This is a genomic window from Xenorhabdus mauleonii (assembly GCF_900113945.1).
Taxonomy (GTDB): domain Bacteria; phylum Pseudomonadota; class Gammaproteobacteria; order Enterobacterales; family Enterobacteriaceae; genus Xenorhabdus; species Xenorhabdus mauleonii.
The window spans coordinates 326,936-342,778 of sequence record NZ_FORG01000003.1; the positions used below are offsets into that span (position 1 = coordinate 326,936).

Annotated in this window: 11 protein-coding genes; 4 read left to right on the forward strand and 7 right to left on the reverse strand. The window is 43.6% G+C overall.

All coding sequences use genetic code 11. From position 1 onward, the window contains the following. The first annotated feature begins 17 nt into the window (after window positions 1–17). Together mscM and BM100_RS04545 are read left to right on the forward strand one after the other, a co-directional pair. Entirely contained in the window at window positions 18–3,329 is a 3,312-nt protein-coding gene (gene mscM, locus BM100_RS04540) for a miniconductance mechanosensitive channel MscM (RefSeq protein ID WP_244590609.1), read from the forward strand. A 12-nt stretch (window positions 3,330–3,341) separates the two neighbouring features. Next, the gene (locus tag BM100_RS04545) at window positions 3,342–4,544 is read left to right on the forward strand and encodes an MFS transporter (RefSeq protein ID WP_092508361.1); all 1,203 of its coding nucleotides are present in this window, start codon (window positions 3,342–3,344) and stop codon (window positions 4,542–4,544) included. A 610-nt stretch (window positions 4,545–5,154) separates the two neighbouring features. On the opposite strand, the gene BM100_RS04550 is transcribed toward BM100_RS04545, so the two are convergent. Beyond that, on the reverse strand, window positions 5,155–5,508 hold the full coding sequence (locus BM100_RS04550) for a DUF805 domain-containing protein (RefSeq protein WP_092508363.1): 354 nt from the start codon (window positions 5,506–5,508) through the stop codon (window positions 5,155–5,157). Between the two features lie 570 nt (window positions 5,509–6,078). Here BM100_RS04550 and BM100_RS04555 point away from each other — a divergent pair. Further along, window positions 6,079–7,203: an MFS transporter gene (locus BM100_RS04555; RefSeq protein WP_244590610.1), complete on the forward strand. Its 1,125-nt coding sequence runs from the start codon at window positions 6,079–6,081 to the stop codon at window positions 7,201–7,203. Window positions 7,204–7,272: 69 nt separating this feature from the next. On the opposite strand, the gene BM100_RS04560 is transcribed toward BM100_RS04555, so the two are convergent. The 6 genes from BM100_RS04560 to pldA form a co-directional block, all read right to left on the reverse strand. After that, complete coding sequence (locus BM100_RS04560; RefSeq protein ID WP_092508368.1) at window positions 7,273–8,283, reverse strand: LacI family DNA-binding transcriptional regulator; 1,011 nt, start codon at window positions 8,281–8,283, stop codon at window positions 7,273–7,275. Between the two features lie 69 nt (window positions 8,284–8,352). After that, complete coding sequence (locus tag BM100_RS04565; RefSeq protein ID WP_092508370.1) at window positions 8,353–9,750, reverse strand: MFS transporter; 1,398 nt, start codon at window positions 9,748–9,750, stop codon at window positions 8,353–8,355. 581 nt (window positions 9,751–10,331) lie between these two features. Next, window positions 10,332–11,132, reverse strand: a complete 801-nt coding sequence (gene yigL, locus BM100_RS04570; protein WP_092508372.1) for a sugar/pyridoxal phosphate phosphatase YigL — start codon at window positions 11,130–11,132, stop codon at window positions 10,332–10,334. A gap of 22 nt (window positions 11,133–11,154) precedes the next feature. Beyond that, window positions 11,155–12,153, reverse strand: a complete 999-nt coding sequence (gene pldB / locus BM100_RS04575; protein ID WP_092508374.1) for a lysophospholipase L2 — start codon at window positions 12,151–12,153, stop codon at window positions 11,155–11,157. Window positions 12,154–12,204: 51 nt separating this feature from the next. Next, window positions 12,205–14,031: an ATP-dependent DNA helicase RecQ gene (gene recQ, locus BM100_RS04580; RefSeq protein ID WP_092508376.1), complete on the reverse strand. Its 1,827-nt coding sequence runs from the start codon at window positions 14,029–14,031 to the stop codon at window positions 12,205–12,207. Between the two features lie 146 nt (window positions 14,032–14,177). Beyond that, window positions 14,178–15,038 carry a phospholipase A gene (gene pldA, locus BM100_RS04585; RefSeq protein WP_092508378.1) on the reverse strand — a complete coding sequence of 287 codons (861 nt, stop codon included), beginning with the start codon at window positions 15,036–15,038 and terminating at the stop codon, window positions 14,178–14,180. A gap of 298 nt (window positions 15,039–15,336) precedes the next feature. On the opposite strand from pldA, the gene BM100_RS04590 reads away from it, so the two are divergent. Then, window positions 15,337–15,822 (forward strand): thioesterase family protein, encoded by a 486-nt coding sequence (locus BM100_RS04590; RefSeq protein WP_092508380.1) that lies wholly within the window; start codon window positions 15,337–15,339, stop codon window positions 15,820–15,822. Window positions 15,823–15,843 lie beyond the last annotated feature (21 nt).

Here is a 15,843-nt window from a genome sequence, read left to right on the forward strand (position 1 = left end):
TTCTCCTCTGCTTGTTAATGACTCATCCGGCTTTTGCTGTTCTTCCGTCGTTGAGTGGGAGTCAGCTAAAGCAAGAATCGAAGCAGGCTGATGATGGTAAGCAGTCACAATATTCTGAAGTCGCGCAACTGCTTCAAGGGGCAGCCAATTTGGCTAACGATGCCAAATTGTCTAATGAGCGCACACAAAAATATCAACAGTCCATTGATGATTTTCCTTCCATCATCAAAGACCTGCGACAAAAAATCATTGCCGAAAGCGAAGCGGTTTCTTCAATTCCAGCCAATCTACCTATCAGTAAGTTAGAACAGCAAATTAAACAAACCAGCAGCGAATTACAGGAAAAAGAACGGCAATTACAGGAAGAGCAGGATCAAATCCGGGAAATCAGTGAATCCATGAATTCACTGCCTCAACAGCAAGTTGAAGCTAAACGCCTGCTGACTGAAGCAACCATCCGCCTGCAAACGTTGGGAGCATCCTCCACCCCGCTGACCGAAGCCCAATTGACCCTCACTCAAGCTGAAATCAGTGCCCGTAAAGCGATGGCCGCCGAATTGGAAATGGCGCAGCTTTCTGCCAGTAATCGGCAGGAAATTGCTCGCATACGCGTTGATTTATTAAAAAAAATCAATCAGCGGCTGGATCAAAAACTTCAACAATTGCGTAAGCAGTTAAATGACCAACGCCAGCAAAAAGCAGAATCCGCACTTGAGCATACTGAAATGCTGGCAGAGCAAAGCGGCGAAAAACTTCCCCCGTTTTTTGAAGCTGAGCTACAGAAAAACCGCCAATTGTCACAAATGCTCAATAAGCAAGCTAAAAACATGGATGCCATTAGCTCGCAACAACGCAAAGCGACCGCCGATAGCCTGCAAATTACCCAGACACTGAATATCATCCGTGAACAGGCTCAATGGTTAAATGATTCCAGCGCTTTTGGCGAAGCCTTAAGAGCGCAAATTCCCCCAATTCCTGATATCCCCAAAACTCGGCAGCTTGATAAAGACATTGCGGAAGTTCAGATTGAAAAACTGCAATATGGGAAGATGCTGGAGAGTGCGCAGCGGGAGATAGAGGAGAATTCACCTGCTTACAGCGCGCTGACACCTGTGCAAAAGCAAATTTATGAGTCCCTTATCCGAACGCGGAAAGAATTGCTGAACTCTCTGCTTTCAGGATATGACAACGAAATACTGGCTCTGACAAAGCTGAAAGTTGCAACCCACCAGTTGAACAACCTACTGACAGAAGTACAGGAAGCGACACATCGTTATCTATTCTGGGTAGCAGATGTGAATACCATTCCGTTGAATTATCCGCTGCTGGTTGTGCAAGATCTGACACGTCTGCTGTCTCTGGATACATTCTCCCAACTGGGAGCCGCGATCCACAGCATGCTGACCACGAAAGATACCTTGCTCTACCTGCTGGGGACTCTGCTGATTGTGATTTTCAGCATTAGCTCACGCCGGCAATACCATGCCTATCTTGAACGCTCCAGCAATCGTATTGGAAAAGTGACCCAAGACCATTTTTCCCTTACCTTGCGTACTGTTTTTTGGTCTATCATTGTCGCCCTGCCTGTCCCCATGCTCTGGTCAGCCATCGGCTATGGGTTGCAAAACGCCTGGCAATATCCCATTGCCAGCGCCATAGGCAACGGAGTACGAGAAACAACGCCGGTTCTATGGGTCTTTATGCTGAGTGCTGCATTTACCCATCCCAACGGTTTATTTATCGCCCACTTCCGTTGGCCAGAAGAGCGTATAAAACGGGCAATGCGTTTTTATCGCCTGTCTATCTTTCTGATAGTGCCACTCATGATGGCCTTGATCGCCTTCAAGCATTACAGCGACCGCGATTTCATGTCCACCCTTGGCAGGCTGTGTTTCGTGATGCTCTGTATTTCCCTGAGTCTAGTCACCAGCAGCTTAAAACGTGCCGGCATTCCGCTTTATATGAACAAACACGGCTCAGGTGACAATATCATCAACTCCGTCTTATGGTGGATACTGCTTTCTGCGCCGATCTTAGCTGCATTTGCTTCGTGCCTCGGTTATCTGCAAACGTCACAGGCCCTGTTGGCGCGTCTGGAAACGTCTGTTGCCATCTGGTTTTTCCTGCTGGTTATTTATCATATTATCCGCCGATGGATGCTGATCCAGCGACGTAAAATCGCCTTTGAGCGAGCCAAGCAACGCCGGGCAGATATATTGGCTCAACGCGCCAAAAATGAAGAAGATACCGCTAATCTCAATAGCAGTGTTGAGGGAGCGATTGAGATTGAAGAACCCGTTATTGATTTGGATGCAATGAGTGCCCAATCGCTAGGATTGGTTCGCTCCATTCTGACAATGATAGCGTTGGTTTCGCTTATCCTGCTGTGGTCTGAATTACATTCCGCCTTCTCGTTCCTGGAGAGTATTTCACTTTGGAACGTCAGCACAACGGTTAACGGCGTCAATACCATTCAACCCATCACGATTGGGTCGGTATTAATCGCTGTCTTAGTCATCATCATTACCACACAACTTGTCCGCAACCTGCCGGCTCTGCTGGAACTTGCTTTACTGCAACATTTGGAACTGGGACCGGGTACGGGTTATGCCATTACGACACTGACTAAATATGGCATCACTCTGGTTGGCGGTCTGGTTGGTTTCTCTCTGATTGGCTTTGAATGGTCGAAACTCCAATGGTTACTTGCTGCAATGGGGGTCGGCCTTGGTTTTGGCTTACAAGAAATCTTCTCCAATATCATATCCGGTTTGATGATCTTGTTTGAAAAGCCAATCCGGATCGGTGATACCGTGACTATCCGTGGCTTAACCGGCAGCATCACGAAAATCAACACACGGGCAACCACGCTGTCTGATTGGGACAAAAAGGAGATCATTGTTCCCAACAAGGCCTTTATTACAGAACAATTCATCAACTGGTCGCTGTCCGATACCATTACCCGTATCGTTTTGACTGTCCCTGTACCAGTAGATACAGAATCAGCACATGCGACGGACATATTAATGTCCGCAGCCAGCAGTTCACCCTTGATACTTGATAATCCGATGCCGGAAGTCTATCTGGTTGATTTACAACAAGGCATCCAAATTTACGAGTTGCGTGCTTATGCCGCCGAAATGGGGCATCGCATGCCTGCACGTCACGAAATTCATCAACACATTTTGCAGGAATTCCGCAAGCATGATATTACCTTGCCATTCCCACCATTTCAGGCACGTGTTGATATTTTCGGTCAGGAGATCCGCAGTGCTACGACTAACTATACGGGCCGCAGCAATCCGCCACGGAAACCAGGAGAACTCTAAAATCCATTCGATATGAACAGGCGCATACCTTTTCAAGTTAGTGGGTTACTGATATTTAATGGCGTTTCTATCTTGGGGAACGCCATTACGGAAATAGCGATTCCGTGGCTAATATTGGAAATATCAGGCAGTCCTCTGCTGGTTGCTACAGTCATGTCGGCAAAAGTACTGCCGCTGATATTTTCCATGTTCTTTAGCGCGCCATTGGTGGATAAATACGGTGCATACCGCATTTCACTGTTGTCTGATTTAGTGAATTTCCTGAGTGTCCTGCTGATCCCTGTGTTTTATACAATGGATATCCTGCACTTTTATCTGCTGGCTGTTCTGCTGATATTCTCCACCATTTTGGATCTCCCCGGGCGTCTGGCAAAAGACGTCATGCTGGCAAAAGAGATAAAACAGAATAAAAGCGAGCATGAATTGATCAACGGGATCAACAGCACGATTGAAAATATTTGTGATCTGATTGGCCCCATGATTGGATCATTGATTATCACCCTGCTCGGTACAATCAACGCCCTGTATTTCGATGCGATAAGTTTTTTGGTCGTTGCGCTGGGTGTAATCATTTTGAAAAAACATTTTGTCGCCGATATTAATGACGTGATTAAAACACCTTTCCGGCCACATCATTATTTCTTTGAAACATTCAGCTACATAAAATCCAAGAAAGAAATTTCTTCAGTGCTGATAATAAGTTCGGTAGTGAATATTGTGATCACACCATTCCTGATTGTTTATTTGCCGTATATCAACAAACAAGCATTTAATTCAGTTTGGAGCCTCGGTGTCTCCATGACCTGTTTTGGTGTAGGAACCACACTTTCTTCATTGCTGTACAGCGCTTACGGGAAATATTTTTCCAGCAACCGCATCATCCTTTTCGGCTACGGGTCACTTGCTCTATTCCTGTTCTCCCTGCACTTGTTTAGTGGACAATATGCTCTATTCACCCAACTTTTTGCCATTGGCATGTGCATTGGCTTTTCAGCTCCCGTAGAAATCACATTGATCCAGCGCCAAGTACCTGAAAATCTGTTTGGCAGAGTGATGACCTTGTTCTCCTCCACACGCACCCTTGCTGTGCCTGTTGGCTATCTCTGTTTTGGCTCCTTGTTGGAATCCGGTTTTGCCGGGCAAACACCCCTGATAATGGCTGTCGTCGTCTTGGCAGGATTAGTGGTTTATCAGAAACTCCGTAAAACCCTATAGTTCAGGGCGAGGGGATAAAGCGGAAATCCCAGAAAGTTTTAACGATCAGTTAGGCGTTTCCAGTTGCGACGTTCTATTGTCAATTTTGAACAGAACCAAATTCAATAAACGAGCTTCATTCAGTATCAGATAATAACTGCCTTTTAACCGCTCATTGGATTGAGCCACAACATACGTCTTTTGTTGCGGGCATACATCCCTTACAGTTGTCTCACGCCATTTCAAAAAAGTTGAATATACCAATATACGCGTAAATGGTGATTTATTTCGGAAATCTCTCTCGACTTAAATTGAATTAAAGGAGAAAAAAACCATATTCAATGCACGTTTTTATTCACAAAAGATAAAACTATCCACCCGCTATTTATTTGCCGTTTTCGCCACTGTCACTATAACCAATTAATGAAATAGGGTTCTCTTCTCAAAAAAGAAAATCTCTGATTATTTATTAGATATCGCTAACTTTTTTGGTACGTCATTGACGTAAGTTTGGAATTTCTGACTATGAAAAGTTGTTTACAAAAAATTAGTTATAAAAAAACACCGCCTAAAATAATAGGCAGTGTTTTTATATTACATAGCAAACTAGGTAGTATGTTTATACTATAAATTACAGTTTTCTTTTTGGATCTGCGCCGTAATCATTATCACCCTGCGTACCTTCCAGCAGAGTAAATACAAATACAGCAAGACCTGCCACTGGAACGAAAACTAATAAAAACCACCAGCCAGAGCGGTTAGTATCATGCAGACGACGTACTGTTACTGCAAGGCTTGGAATCAAAGTAGCAACTGCATAAATAACGTAAAATACTGCACCTAAACTTTCATCGATTATTGAGCCGATTAGAGTAAGAGCGAATATCACGATTATCTGGAACAGATAAAACATCCAATACTCTTGACGACGCGCACGTCCTGAGAACGTAGCGTAGTTTTTTAAAACATTAAGATACCAATTCATAATATCACTTTATTGAAATAAGATTGTAAAAAAGAAAAGCAAGCAAACTACAAAAGGATAATTAATTTTACCCTAATTTACATTTCCAAGTCCACTTTATATTCTTTATGATTCACTCTCATATTATTCACAATATCTTTGAATATTTGATTTAAAAACCTTTCCCAAGGAGAATTTTAAGGAAAATAATATAAATAGCTATTCCCTATATCAAAGCTATGCTTAAATCTATCTGAAAAACAAAGCCCATTAATTCATTATTAATATTGATTAGAATCTAACTATAAGTTCAGTGAAATAGTTTATTTAGTTACTTATTCGAAATAAGTAAAAACTCCATGAAACTTATTGGCATAATTTCAGCAAAGGGGAAAAACTAAAAAATGCTCTATCTATAGGCAATCCATTTACATAAATTTAGCAAGAGCCTATCATCGAAGAAAAAACAACCAACACGTCACTCACTCCTACATTAGAGATGGTATGAAAATTTTATCTGGTCGGCCCTGGCTATTGATAGCATTTTTTTTGATATCTAACTTATTTTCATCGATTGCTGTTTCGATCGGGATGTACCTTATTCCGTGGTATATCAGCAGTAATGCTGCTGATCCTACATTCCTAGCCACAGTTGCCACGTTTTCTGCCATCTTGATCCTTTTTTTAACTCCTTTTATTGGAAGGCTGATTGATTCTTTCAATCGAAAATCGATCCTCATATTTATCACTGTCATCATTCTGGTACTTTTTCTGTTTCTTTCTTTTTCTGACCATCTTGTTTTAAACCGCTTATATGCCCTGATTATCGCCTATTTCTTTATTCAAATTTACTATGCCATTTTCTATACCACCCGACAGGGGTTTATCAAAGATGTCTTTATGGAAAGTCAGTTGTATCGCATCAATGCCATTTTGGAGATTGAATCCCAGTCTTCAGTGCTAATAGCATCTGCGCTGGTTGTTGTCTTTTCTGGTTCATTGAGCAGCACAAGCATTTTTATGCTGCTGGCAGGCATGGCATTTATTTCTATGATAATGTTGGTGGTTATTCCTTATACTTCTAAAATCGCGACCGACAGAAAAAATCGCCGACATCCATTACCGAAGCTGCCACTTTCATTTTTAAAAACAGAACTGTTTTTCTATATGGCATTAGGGGGTATTCCGTTTATCTGCATAATGACAACCACTGCTATTCAAGCCCCCTTTATGAATGATGTGCTCCATAAACCCATAAGTTCTTTTGCTTACTATGGCATCATATATGGCAGTGGTGCCATATTGGTGGGTTTCATCATGGGAAAAATTTCCGGCCGTTATTCCCAGCGCAATCTGGTACTTTTCTTTACCTCTATTTTTGCTGCAACACTTGGTGTTATTGCTCTCAATCCGACATTTGAATTTATTATCATTGGTGGTTTTTTCTTCGGATTTTGTAATTCTGCCGCACGGATTTCGAGTAATAATCTTATTTTGCGTGAAGTCGAGTCAGCATTGATTGGCCGTGCATTTTCTTATGGTCAATTTTTCACCCTGTGCGGGAGGATTATTGCAACGGGGCTGATCCCTCTGATTTTTATCAACGACTATCAGAAAGTCTGGAATTATGTTTTTGCAATCAGCATGATTGCACCAATCGGGTTACTCTTCAGAAGATATTTAGATAGAAATGCCACTGTACCCACTAAAGAATAAAGTGAGTGTGGCAGTGTCATTTTAATGTGATGGGCTATCATATGAATTCACCCGTTTGACAAACCTAATCTATGATCTGGGCTTACAACCACAAGACTCACCAATTTGTAATTCAAATTCGAATTCACGCTCCTGTGCTTTCCCATCCCATGTCCGTAATATTTCGATAGCCATTCGTGCCATTTTGTCGACGGGTTGCCTCACCGCGGTTAAAGAAGGCACATTAAACAGCGACTGCTGAGTCGCATTAAAGCAAACTAAGGCGATATCATCAGGTACGGCTACCCCTTGTTCAGCCAATGCCCGCAGGCACCCAAAAGCCTGTAATTCATTGGTCGCAAATAATGCGCGAGGCCGTTTCCCTTTCAGCATTTGCAAAGTGGCGTCATAACCTCCCTGACGGGTATATTCCGTAGGAAAAACCCATTCATCATGTACCACCAAGTTGGCTTGAGTTAAAGCATCACGCCAGCCAGAAAGCCTGTCCTGTGTATTCAACATATCCAGAGGGCCACAAATAATGGCTATATCGCGATAACCATGCTGTACAAGATGTTGGGTGACTTTGAATGCGGCAATGCGTTCATTGACACGAATGGTACTGACGTTTGAGCCGGCGTTTACCCAGTCCAGCATCACACAAGGTGTTCCACTGGCCTGAATCAGGTCGATATATGGGTGGCGATCAACGCTGGTATACAGTAGCCCATCAATTTGACGGTTAAGTAAATTGTTGAGCAGATCTTTTTCACGCAGAGGATTATCGCCTGAATCCCCAGGCAATAATACCTGACCATGCTTAAAAGCCTCCTGTTGCAAAGCATAAGCAACAGAAGAAAGAAAAGGGTTGCCGATATTAGGCAAGATAAGGCCGTAAGCGTGTGTCGAGCCAGAAACCAGAGCTTTCGCAATGCCATTGGGGCGGTATCCGGTTTTTTGAATCGCGGCCAGCACACGCTGGCGTGTCGCTTCGGCAACAGGCCGCGGACCACCGTTGATAACATAACTGACGACAGCGACCGAGGTTCCGGCTTCTTTCGCAACATCACTACGAGTCACTCTTTTCAGAAGTGCATTCATAATATCTCTGGAGTCCGTAAGTTAAAGCAGAAAATCAAGGTGATAAAAATCAGGATCATCAGGTGGACGCTAAATCGCATCCTCAACTAAGTTGAGATCCCTGCCACGCGTTTCTGGTGCAAAGAAGGTCGTGATAAATCCAATAAGTGCCATCAGTGCAAAATAGCAGGCTATCGGCCACCAATGCCCAGTGAAAGACAAGAGTGCCGAAGATATCAAGGGAGCCGTTCCTCCCGATAATATTGCCCCCAGCTCTTTTGCAAACGCCATTTTTGTATAACGGTTCGCGACCCCGAAAAGTTCTACTCCCCATGCAGCTTGGGCACCAAATATACCCAACGAGGCCAGCCCCATCCCGACAACAATCGCAGGAATAACAATCATGGGTTCACGACTTTCCAGTAAAAGAAAAACAGGAAATGCGTAAAGTATGAGTAACAAGCAAAACCAGCGGTAAGTGATACGACGCCCAAAACGATCGGAAAAATAACCAGATAGCGGAATTATCAAAAATCCCAGAATGGATGCGATGAATACGGCTATTGTTGGTATAAATTTATCCAACATTAGCGCGTTGGCGACATAACCAATAATGAACCCTTGAGCCAGATACGACGGGCCATTCTCGCCAATCCTCAAGCCAACCATTAACCAAAAAGCTTTTGTTCGTAGCCAGAAAGGTTGAGTTTCAACTTCCGTTTGCTGTTTTTCATTTACGGATAATGAATGCAAGCGTTGTTCTGCCAGCATGGCTTTATGGCGTTCAAAAACAGGCGTCTCATTCATGTATCGACGAATATAGAGTGCAGCTATCGCAATCAAGACACTGGTCAAAAAAGGAATGCGCCATCCCCAATCCAGCAAAACCTCTTTATCCATCGTCAACACCAGCAACCAAACCAATGAAGCCAATAATGTCCCACTGTTCGAACCAAGGGCAATGACAGACGAAACTAATCCTCTTTTTGCCGGCGGCGCAAATTCGCCCAATATGACAGTTCCGCCAGATAGCGCTGCACCGGCTCCCAGGCCTTGCATAAATCGCAGGAGCACCAAACAGGTTGGAGCCAAAATGCCAATATGGGCATAACTTGGGATAAGCCCGATAAATGTGGTTGAAACCCCCATCAGGATAACCGTCATCATCATGACGGTTTTGCGGCCTTTCCGATCTCCCAGCCAACCGAACACAAGCGCACCAATGGGTCTGGCGATAAAGCCGACGGAATAAGTGGCAAAACTGGCAAAAAGGGCAGCAGTGGATGATAATTCAGGAAAAAAAACATCGCCAAAAATAATGCCGGCCGCTAAACCGTACAGTGCAAAATCGGCATATTCCATTGTTGTCCCCAGCCAACAGGAAAAAATGGCCCGCCTAAACCCTTCCCGACCTTCTTTGGTTGCTAGGCATGCTTCCGAAGCATGCTGTATTTGAGTGGCAGCCAATGCCGTATTTTCATACGGCATTGCAAGGTATTCCCTGAATGTTGGAACAGCAAAAATTTAATTCCAACGAGGTATATAATAAAATATTATTGTTATTCATGAATCTTCTTTATACATAAATTTATCTACTCGCGTAGATTATTCAAATAGGCACATTGAATAATTTAATCTCAGTCACGAATATCAGTTAAAATTTAATTATTGTAATTAATAAAATTTAATGGACAGTAATAAAAATTATTTCATGCCATAATAAAACCCCTTCTCAATCACTAACAATCAAGATAAATCGTTATTTATTTTAATTTTAAAAAACAAAAATCTTCTTAAGGTAATATTTGAAGATGATAAATCCATAAAAATGAAATGACACTCACTATAAATATGCATGACAATTCATATTTAAAATACTTGATAAGAAAAATCATTGCTTTTAACTTAGTTATTTCTCGGAAAAATAAAATGGAATTACTTCATAGGAATTTAAAACCAACAACATGATTGATTAATGAAAACTTTAATTGTTCGGTGATTATCTAAGCAGTAAAAAAAACAGCATCGGATGGGATGCTGTTTAATGTTATCGATTCAAATTATTAACTTCAAACTTGGTACATTTTCCGCAAATAATGAGATACGGCATCATCAGCATTGGAGCCAATCACTTCCATATCGGGCAACATGTCTTTCAAGCGCTGATGAGCTTCCTGCATAATGCAGCCCTTGCCCGCCATACTCAACATTTCCTGATCGTTCATGCCATCCCCAAACGCAATGCAGTCGCTTAGTTGGTAGCCCATGGATTGGCAAACCTGTTCCAATGCATGACCTTTAGAAACGCCACCCGCCATGACTTCCAGACAATTTCTCAGTGAAAAGCTGACATTCACCTTTTCTCCCCAACGCGCTTTAATTCTTTCTTCCAGATTGACTAAATAATCATGGTCATCACTGGTGTAATAAACCTTGCATACCCCATCCGTCGGAAAATTATCACGCTGGAAAAGCTGATAATGGAAAGTAGATTCCTGGAAAAATTCTTCCTGTTCTGGTGCCTCGCGATTAATTAACCAATCGTCGTTATTGAAGTAGTTAGTCAGGACATCAGGATTATCAAACTCCAGCAGGCATAAATCATGGGCAATTTCAGATGGCAAGTTATGACTGAATACCAATTCGTCCTGGATATTGTGAACTCGGGCACCATTGGAGGTAATCATGTAAGCATCTATGCTCAACCCATCGCGGATTTGCCCTACATCAATGTGATGACGCCCGGTTGCAAAAATAAAGTGGATCCCTTTCTGGGTCAGCAGGTTCAATGTTTCCTTGGTATAGGATGTCAATTTATGGTCGGGAGACAACAACGTTCCATCTAAATCTGAAGCAACAACATGATACATAGTTACAGTTCCTAAACTAAAATCAATTCTGGTCAAAAAAATCACAAATTGCATTGAGAGCCTGTGCCCGCAATACGTCTTTTTCGAACAGGATTTCGTGATGGGCCCCTTGGATGACCAGAGGCTTTTGTTCTTTTTTTCCTGTTCTGGCTTTTTGGTTTGATTTGCAAAAAGCCAGTAGCTCCCGATTACTCACTATTTTATCTTCACTCGCTTGCAACACCATGAGTGGAGTCTGAATCTTATCCGCATTCTCGATCAGCTTATCGCCCATCAGCATGCTTTCACGCATCCAATGGTAAGTCGGCCCGCCAAGGCGTAATTCAGGATAATCAGCATAATAGCGCAAATAACGCTGATAACGAGCATAACTGTGCGTTAACAGATTGATAAGATAAGGCAAGGGTCGCCAACGGCCAGTTGATAATGCGTAAGCGTTGCGTTTTTGAATCTTAGGTTCTGCCTGATTGACCAGAAAGTTTGCCAGCCAGCGGGGCATCGGCAAGTTGATGCCAAACATGGGGGCGCAGAGTGCCGCAGCACAGAAGACCGCTTTTTGATTACGCAATAAATAACGGCTCAGGATAGCGCCTCCCATAGAATGGGCCAGGGCATAGCAACGATGAGACCGGCGTGGTGTCAGTTCCAGCTCGACCAGTTTGGCAAAATCATCCACATAATGGTCAAACAATTCGACATGCCCCTTTTGCCGATCATCCAGCATACGCCCTGAACAGCCTTGCCCACGATGGTCAATGATAAGAATATCGTAGCCCAAATGGTAAAAATCGTAGGCCACTTCAGGGTATTTGACGTAGCTTTCACTGCGGCCGGGTGAAATCACGAGTATTTTATCGTGGTGGGGAGCACAAAAGGAGACATAATGGATCGGCACATCATCCACCCCGATGAATTGCCGTTCTTCTCTCGTTTGCCAAAAATCCAGTAACAATCCATTTGTGAAGGCAGAGAACTGAGGTTCGCGGTTTAACCAGCTTGCTTTCAATATCTCAGGGGGCATTTATCATCCTCTGTTAACAGCCTATTCCTTTAGGCTATGAGTTTCCTTCGACTATTCGAACCCTTCAAAATGCTCGCGAATAAGTGTCATAAAGGCATCACCAAAACGCTCCAGCTTTCGCTGCCCAACGCCATTAATCAGCAAAAGTTCATCCGGCGTTATCGGACATTGTTCTGCCATTTCAATCAATGTAACGTCATTGAAGACAACGAAAGGTGGAATATTATTTTCGTCAGCAATGGACTTGCGTAATTTGCGCAACTTGGCAAATAACTTACGATCATAGTTGCCGCTGTATGATTTGCTTTGCTGATTGCGGCTTTTCAAGGTTTGGATACGTGGAACAGCCAGTTGCAAAGGTACATCGCCCCGCAGTACTGGCCGGGCTGCCTCTGTCAGTTGCAACGCAGAGAAATTGGCAATATTTTGGCTAATCAACCCCAGATGAATAAGCTGGCGCAAGACGCTTACCCAATGTTCCTGCCCCTGCTCTTTACCGATGCCATAAACCGGCAGCTTATCGTGCCCGAAATCCCTGATGCGTTGGTTATTTGCACCGCGCAGGACTTCTACAATATAGCCAATCCCAAAACGCTGCCCGACGCGGTAGATGCAGGACAACGCTTTCTGTGCCTCGACCAGACCATCGTAACTCTTGGGAGGATCAAGGCAGATATCGCAGTTGCCGCAAGCTGTCTGGCGGCTTTCACCAAAATAATTCAGCAAAACCAGACGACGGCAGGTCTGGGCTTCCGCGAATGCGCCCATGGCGTTGAGTTTATGCCGTTCTATATCTTGCTGTTCACCCGCCGGTTTTTCTTCCAAACAACGGCGCAGCCAAGCCATATCAGCAGGATCGTAAAAAAGTACGGCTTCAGCAGGCAACCCATCCCGGCCCGCACGCCCTGTTTCCTGATAATAAGATTCAATATTGCGGGGAATATCAAAGTGCACAACAAAACGTACGTTGGGTTTGTTGATCCCCATGCCGAATGCAACCGTTGCCACCACTATCTGCAAATCGTCCCGCTGGAAAGCATCCTGCACCCACGCCCGCTGGTTATTTTCCAATCCAGCATGATAGGGAGCCACACTCAAGCCCCGTTTTTGCAGGCGCTCCGCGGTTTCTTCCACTTTGGTGCGGCTATTGCAGTAGATGATCCCGCTCTTGCCTTGCTGACCACGGATAAATGACCAGAGCTGATCGAGCGGTTTATATTTTTCTATCAACGTATAACGGATATTGGGGCGATCAAAACTGCTGATGTGGATAATCGGGTCATCCAGTTCCAATAAACGCACGATATCTTGGCGAGTCGTTTTGTCTGCCGTTGCTGTCAACGCAATTACAGGAAGGTGGGGGAAACGACGACGAAGTTGCCCCAATGCCCGATACTCGGGGCGAAAATCATGTCCCCATTGGGAAATACAGTGAGCTTCATCGACCGCCAATAAAGCTGGCTGCCAGCCATCAAGCTGATCAAGAAAGTTATCTGTCACCAAGCGCTCGGGGGCAATATAAAGCAGTTTAATGATCCCCTGACGGCAACGTTGGATAATATCAAACTGCATCTCACGGCTTTGGGTCGAATTCAAGCATTCCGCTTCAACACCATTCGCCTTCAACTGATCGACCTGATCTTTCATCAGTGAAATCAGTGGCGATACCACCAGAGTCAGCCCGTTTTTAACCAAAGCCGGAATTTGGTAACAAAGGGATTTGCCGCCACCCGTTGGCATAACGACTAGACAGTCCCGCCCACCGAGAATGGCGTCGATAACCTGTTGCTGCCCCGGACGGAATTGCTGGTATCCGAATGTTTCTCTTAATGCTTGTTCAGCCAGCGATGCCGTGCTGATGAGTTCTGCGGTAGACACGCCTTTCCTCAATCTTTGAAAACTGTCCCTGAAAAAACCTTAAAAAAGGCTGTAAAAAATACAGCCGCGATCCCAGCGCCTGTATATTGAATATCACTATTTATCCAGCAGATTATTGCTCATCATATCTCTTACTGCCGGAATAATTACAGCATATCATTCAGCATGACACCGATACCAAAACGTGTCTGCTTGAAATTGTAGTCAATCATCGATTCACCATATCCGCAGAAAAGCTGTGTATATAAACGAACGTGTTTCGATACCGGGTAACTCCAACCCAGCTCTCCAGAACCATACCCGCTATTCCAGTTATAACGCCCCTGAGCGGTAAATACACTGTCTCCCCAAGCATAGCCAACTTTCAGGCGATAATGGCCCATGTAACGGCTTATATCTGAATTATCATCTTTACGGGAACTTTCAGGCAGACGATACCACGGTTTAAAATCTATCTGCCAATTGTCTTTCTGCACCATGAAGCGGGCATAGAGCCGATTCCAGCTACGGGAGGTTGATTCCGATCTGCCATTAGATTGATGGTTGAAACCTGTTTCTATTTCCCTCAGGTGCCAGCCTGCAAATTCATAGTCCGTCAGCCATGCCAGAAAGATTTGTGGCTCATAATTGGTTTCACGAAACGGGGATGATTCTGTTTTGTTGCTGAGTTGCCACCATGAGCGTTGTGTATAGGAAGCCCCAAGCAATGAGTTTTCCCCAATAACTCCCCGCCACAATGGAAAACCAAAACTGATTTGAAACGCAGCTTCATCATGGCGAGCGCTATCTGCCCAGTTGTAGCTATGTATTGCCTGTTTATTGGTTCTGTCACTGTAAGTATAAATAATGTAATTCGTATCATACGGATAGAACATAAACGGAAAACTTTGTTCATCCAGCATGGTTGAGATGACACTTCCTCTCACGTCACTGACTTGATTTTCTGTTCCATAAGCCAAGGGCGATAATAAACAAATGGTAACCAGTATTTTCCATAACAAACGCATTACTGATGTTCCTATTATGATAGTTATAAAAAACAGTTTTTAAGAAAATTTTATGATAATAACCCTTAAAGATATTTCTTAAGAGTAACAGCGGTAAAAAGAGCACTAAGTAAAACCACCGCTTATTCTACACGCTGGATGGTTATTTTTTGTAGTTTGTTTTTTCCAATGAATTCTTTTTCGAAGTGCTTCACAGACTGGAAAGGTCGTTAATAAAAGCATAGACTTAACAAGTTATTAACGATAAAGATCCATTAAATGACAGCTGTTTTACATTTTCATTATCAGGAAACTCACAATGGAAACTATGCCGCAAGTGGATAAAATATTAACGCCAGAAGAAGCCCGTAAATTTATTGGTGACGTCTTTGTTTATCAAATGCCATTCAACCGGCTTTTGGGGCTTGAACTACTCCGTCTCGAGCAAGACTACGCAGAACTGCAATTTCGCAATCAAGAAAAACTGGTCGGCAATATCATTCAGAAAATCCTGCATGGCGGGGCGATCGCCAGCATACTGGACGTTGCCGGAGGGCTGGTTTGTGCGGCCAATGCCTTGACTTCATTGGAAACACTGACAATTGCAGAGATGCAAAAGCGTCTGACTACACTCGGTACAATTGATTTACGCGTGGATTACCTGCGTCCCGGACGCGGCGAAATATTCACGGCCAGTTGCAATATTATCCGTAATGGAAATAAAGTTTCTGTTGCCAGAATTGAACTGCATAATGAAAACCAAATGCATATTGCCAGTGCAACAGGAACTTATTTAGTGGGTTAAAAATCTTTGACCTGATACTTT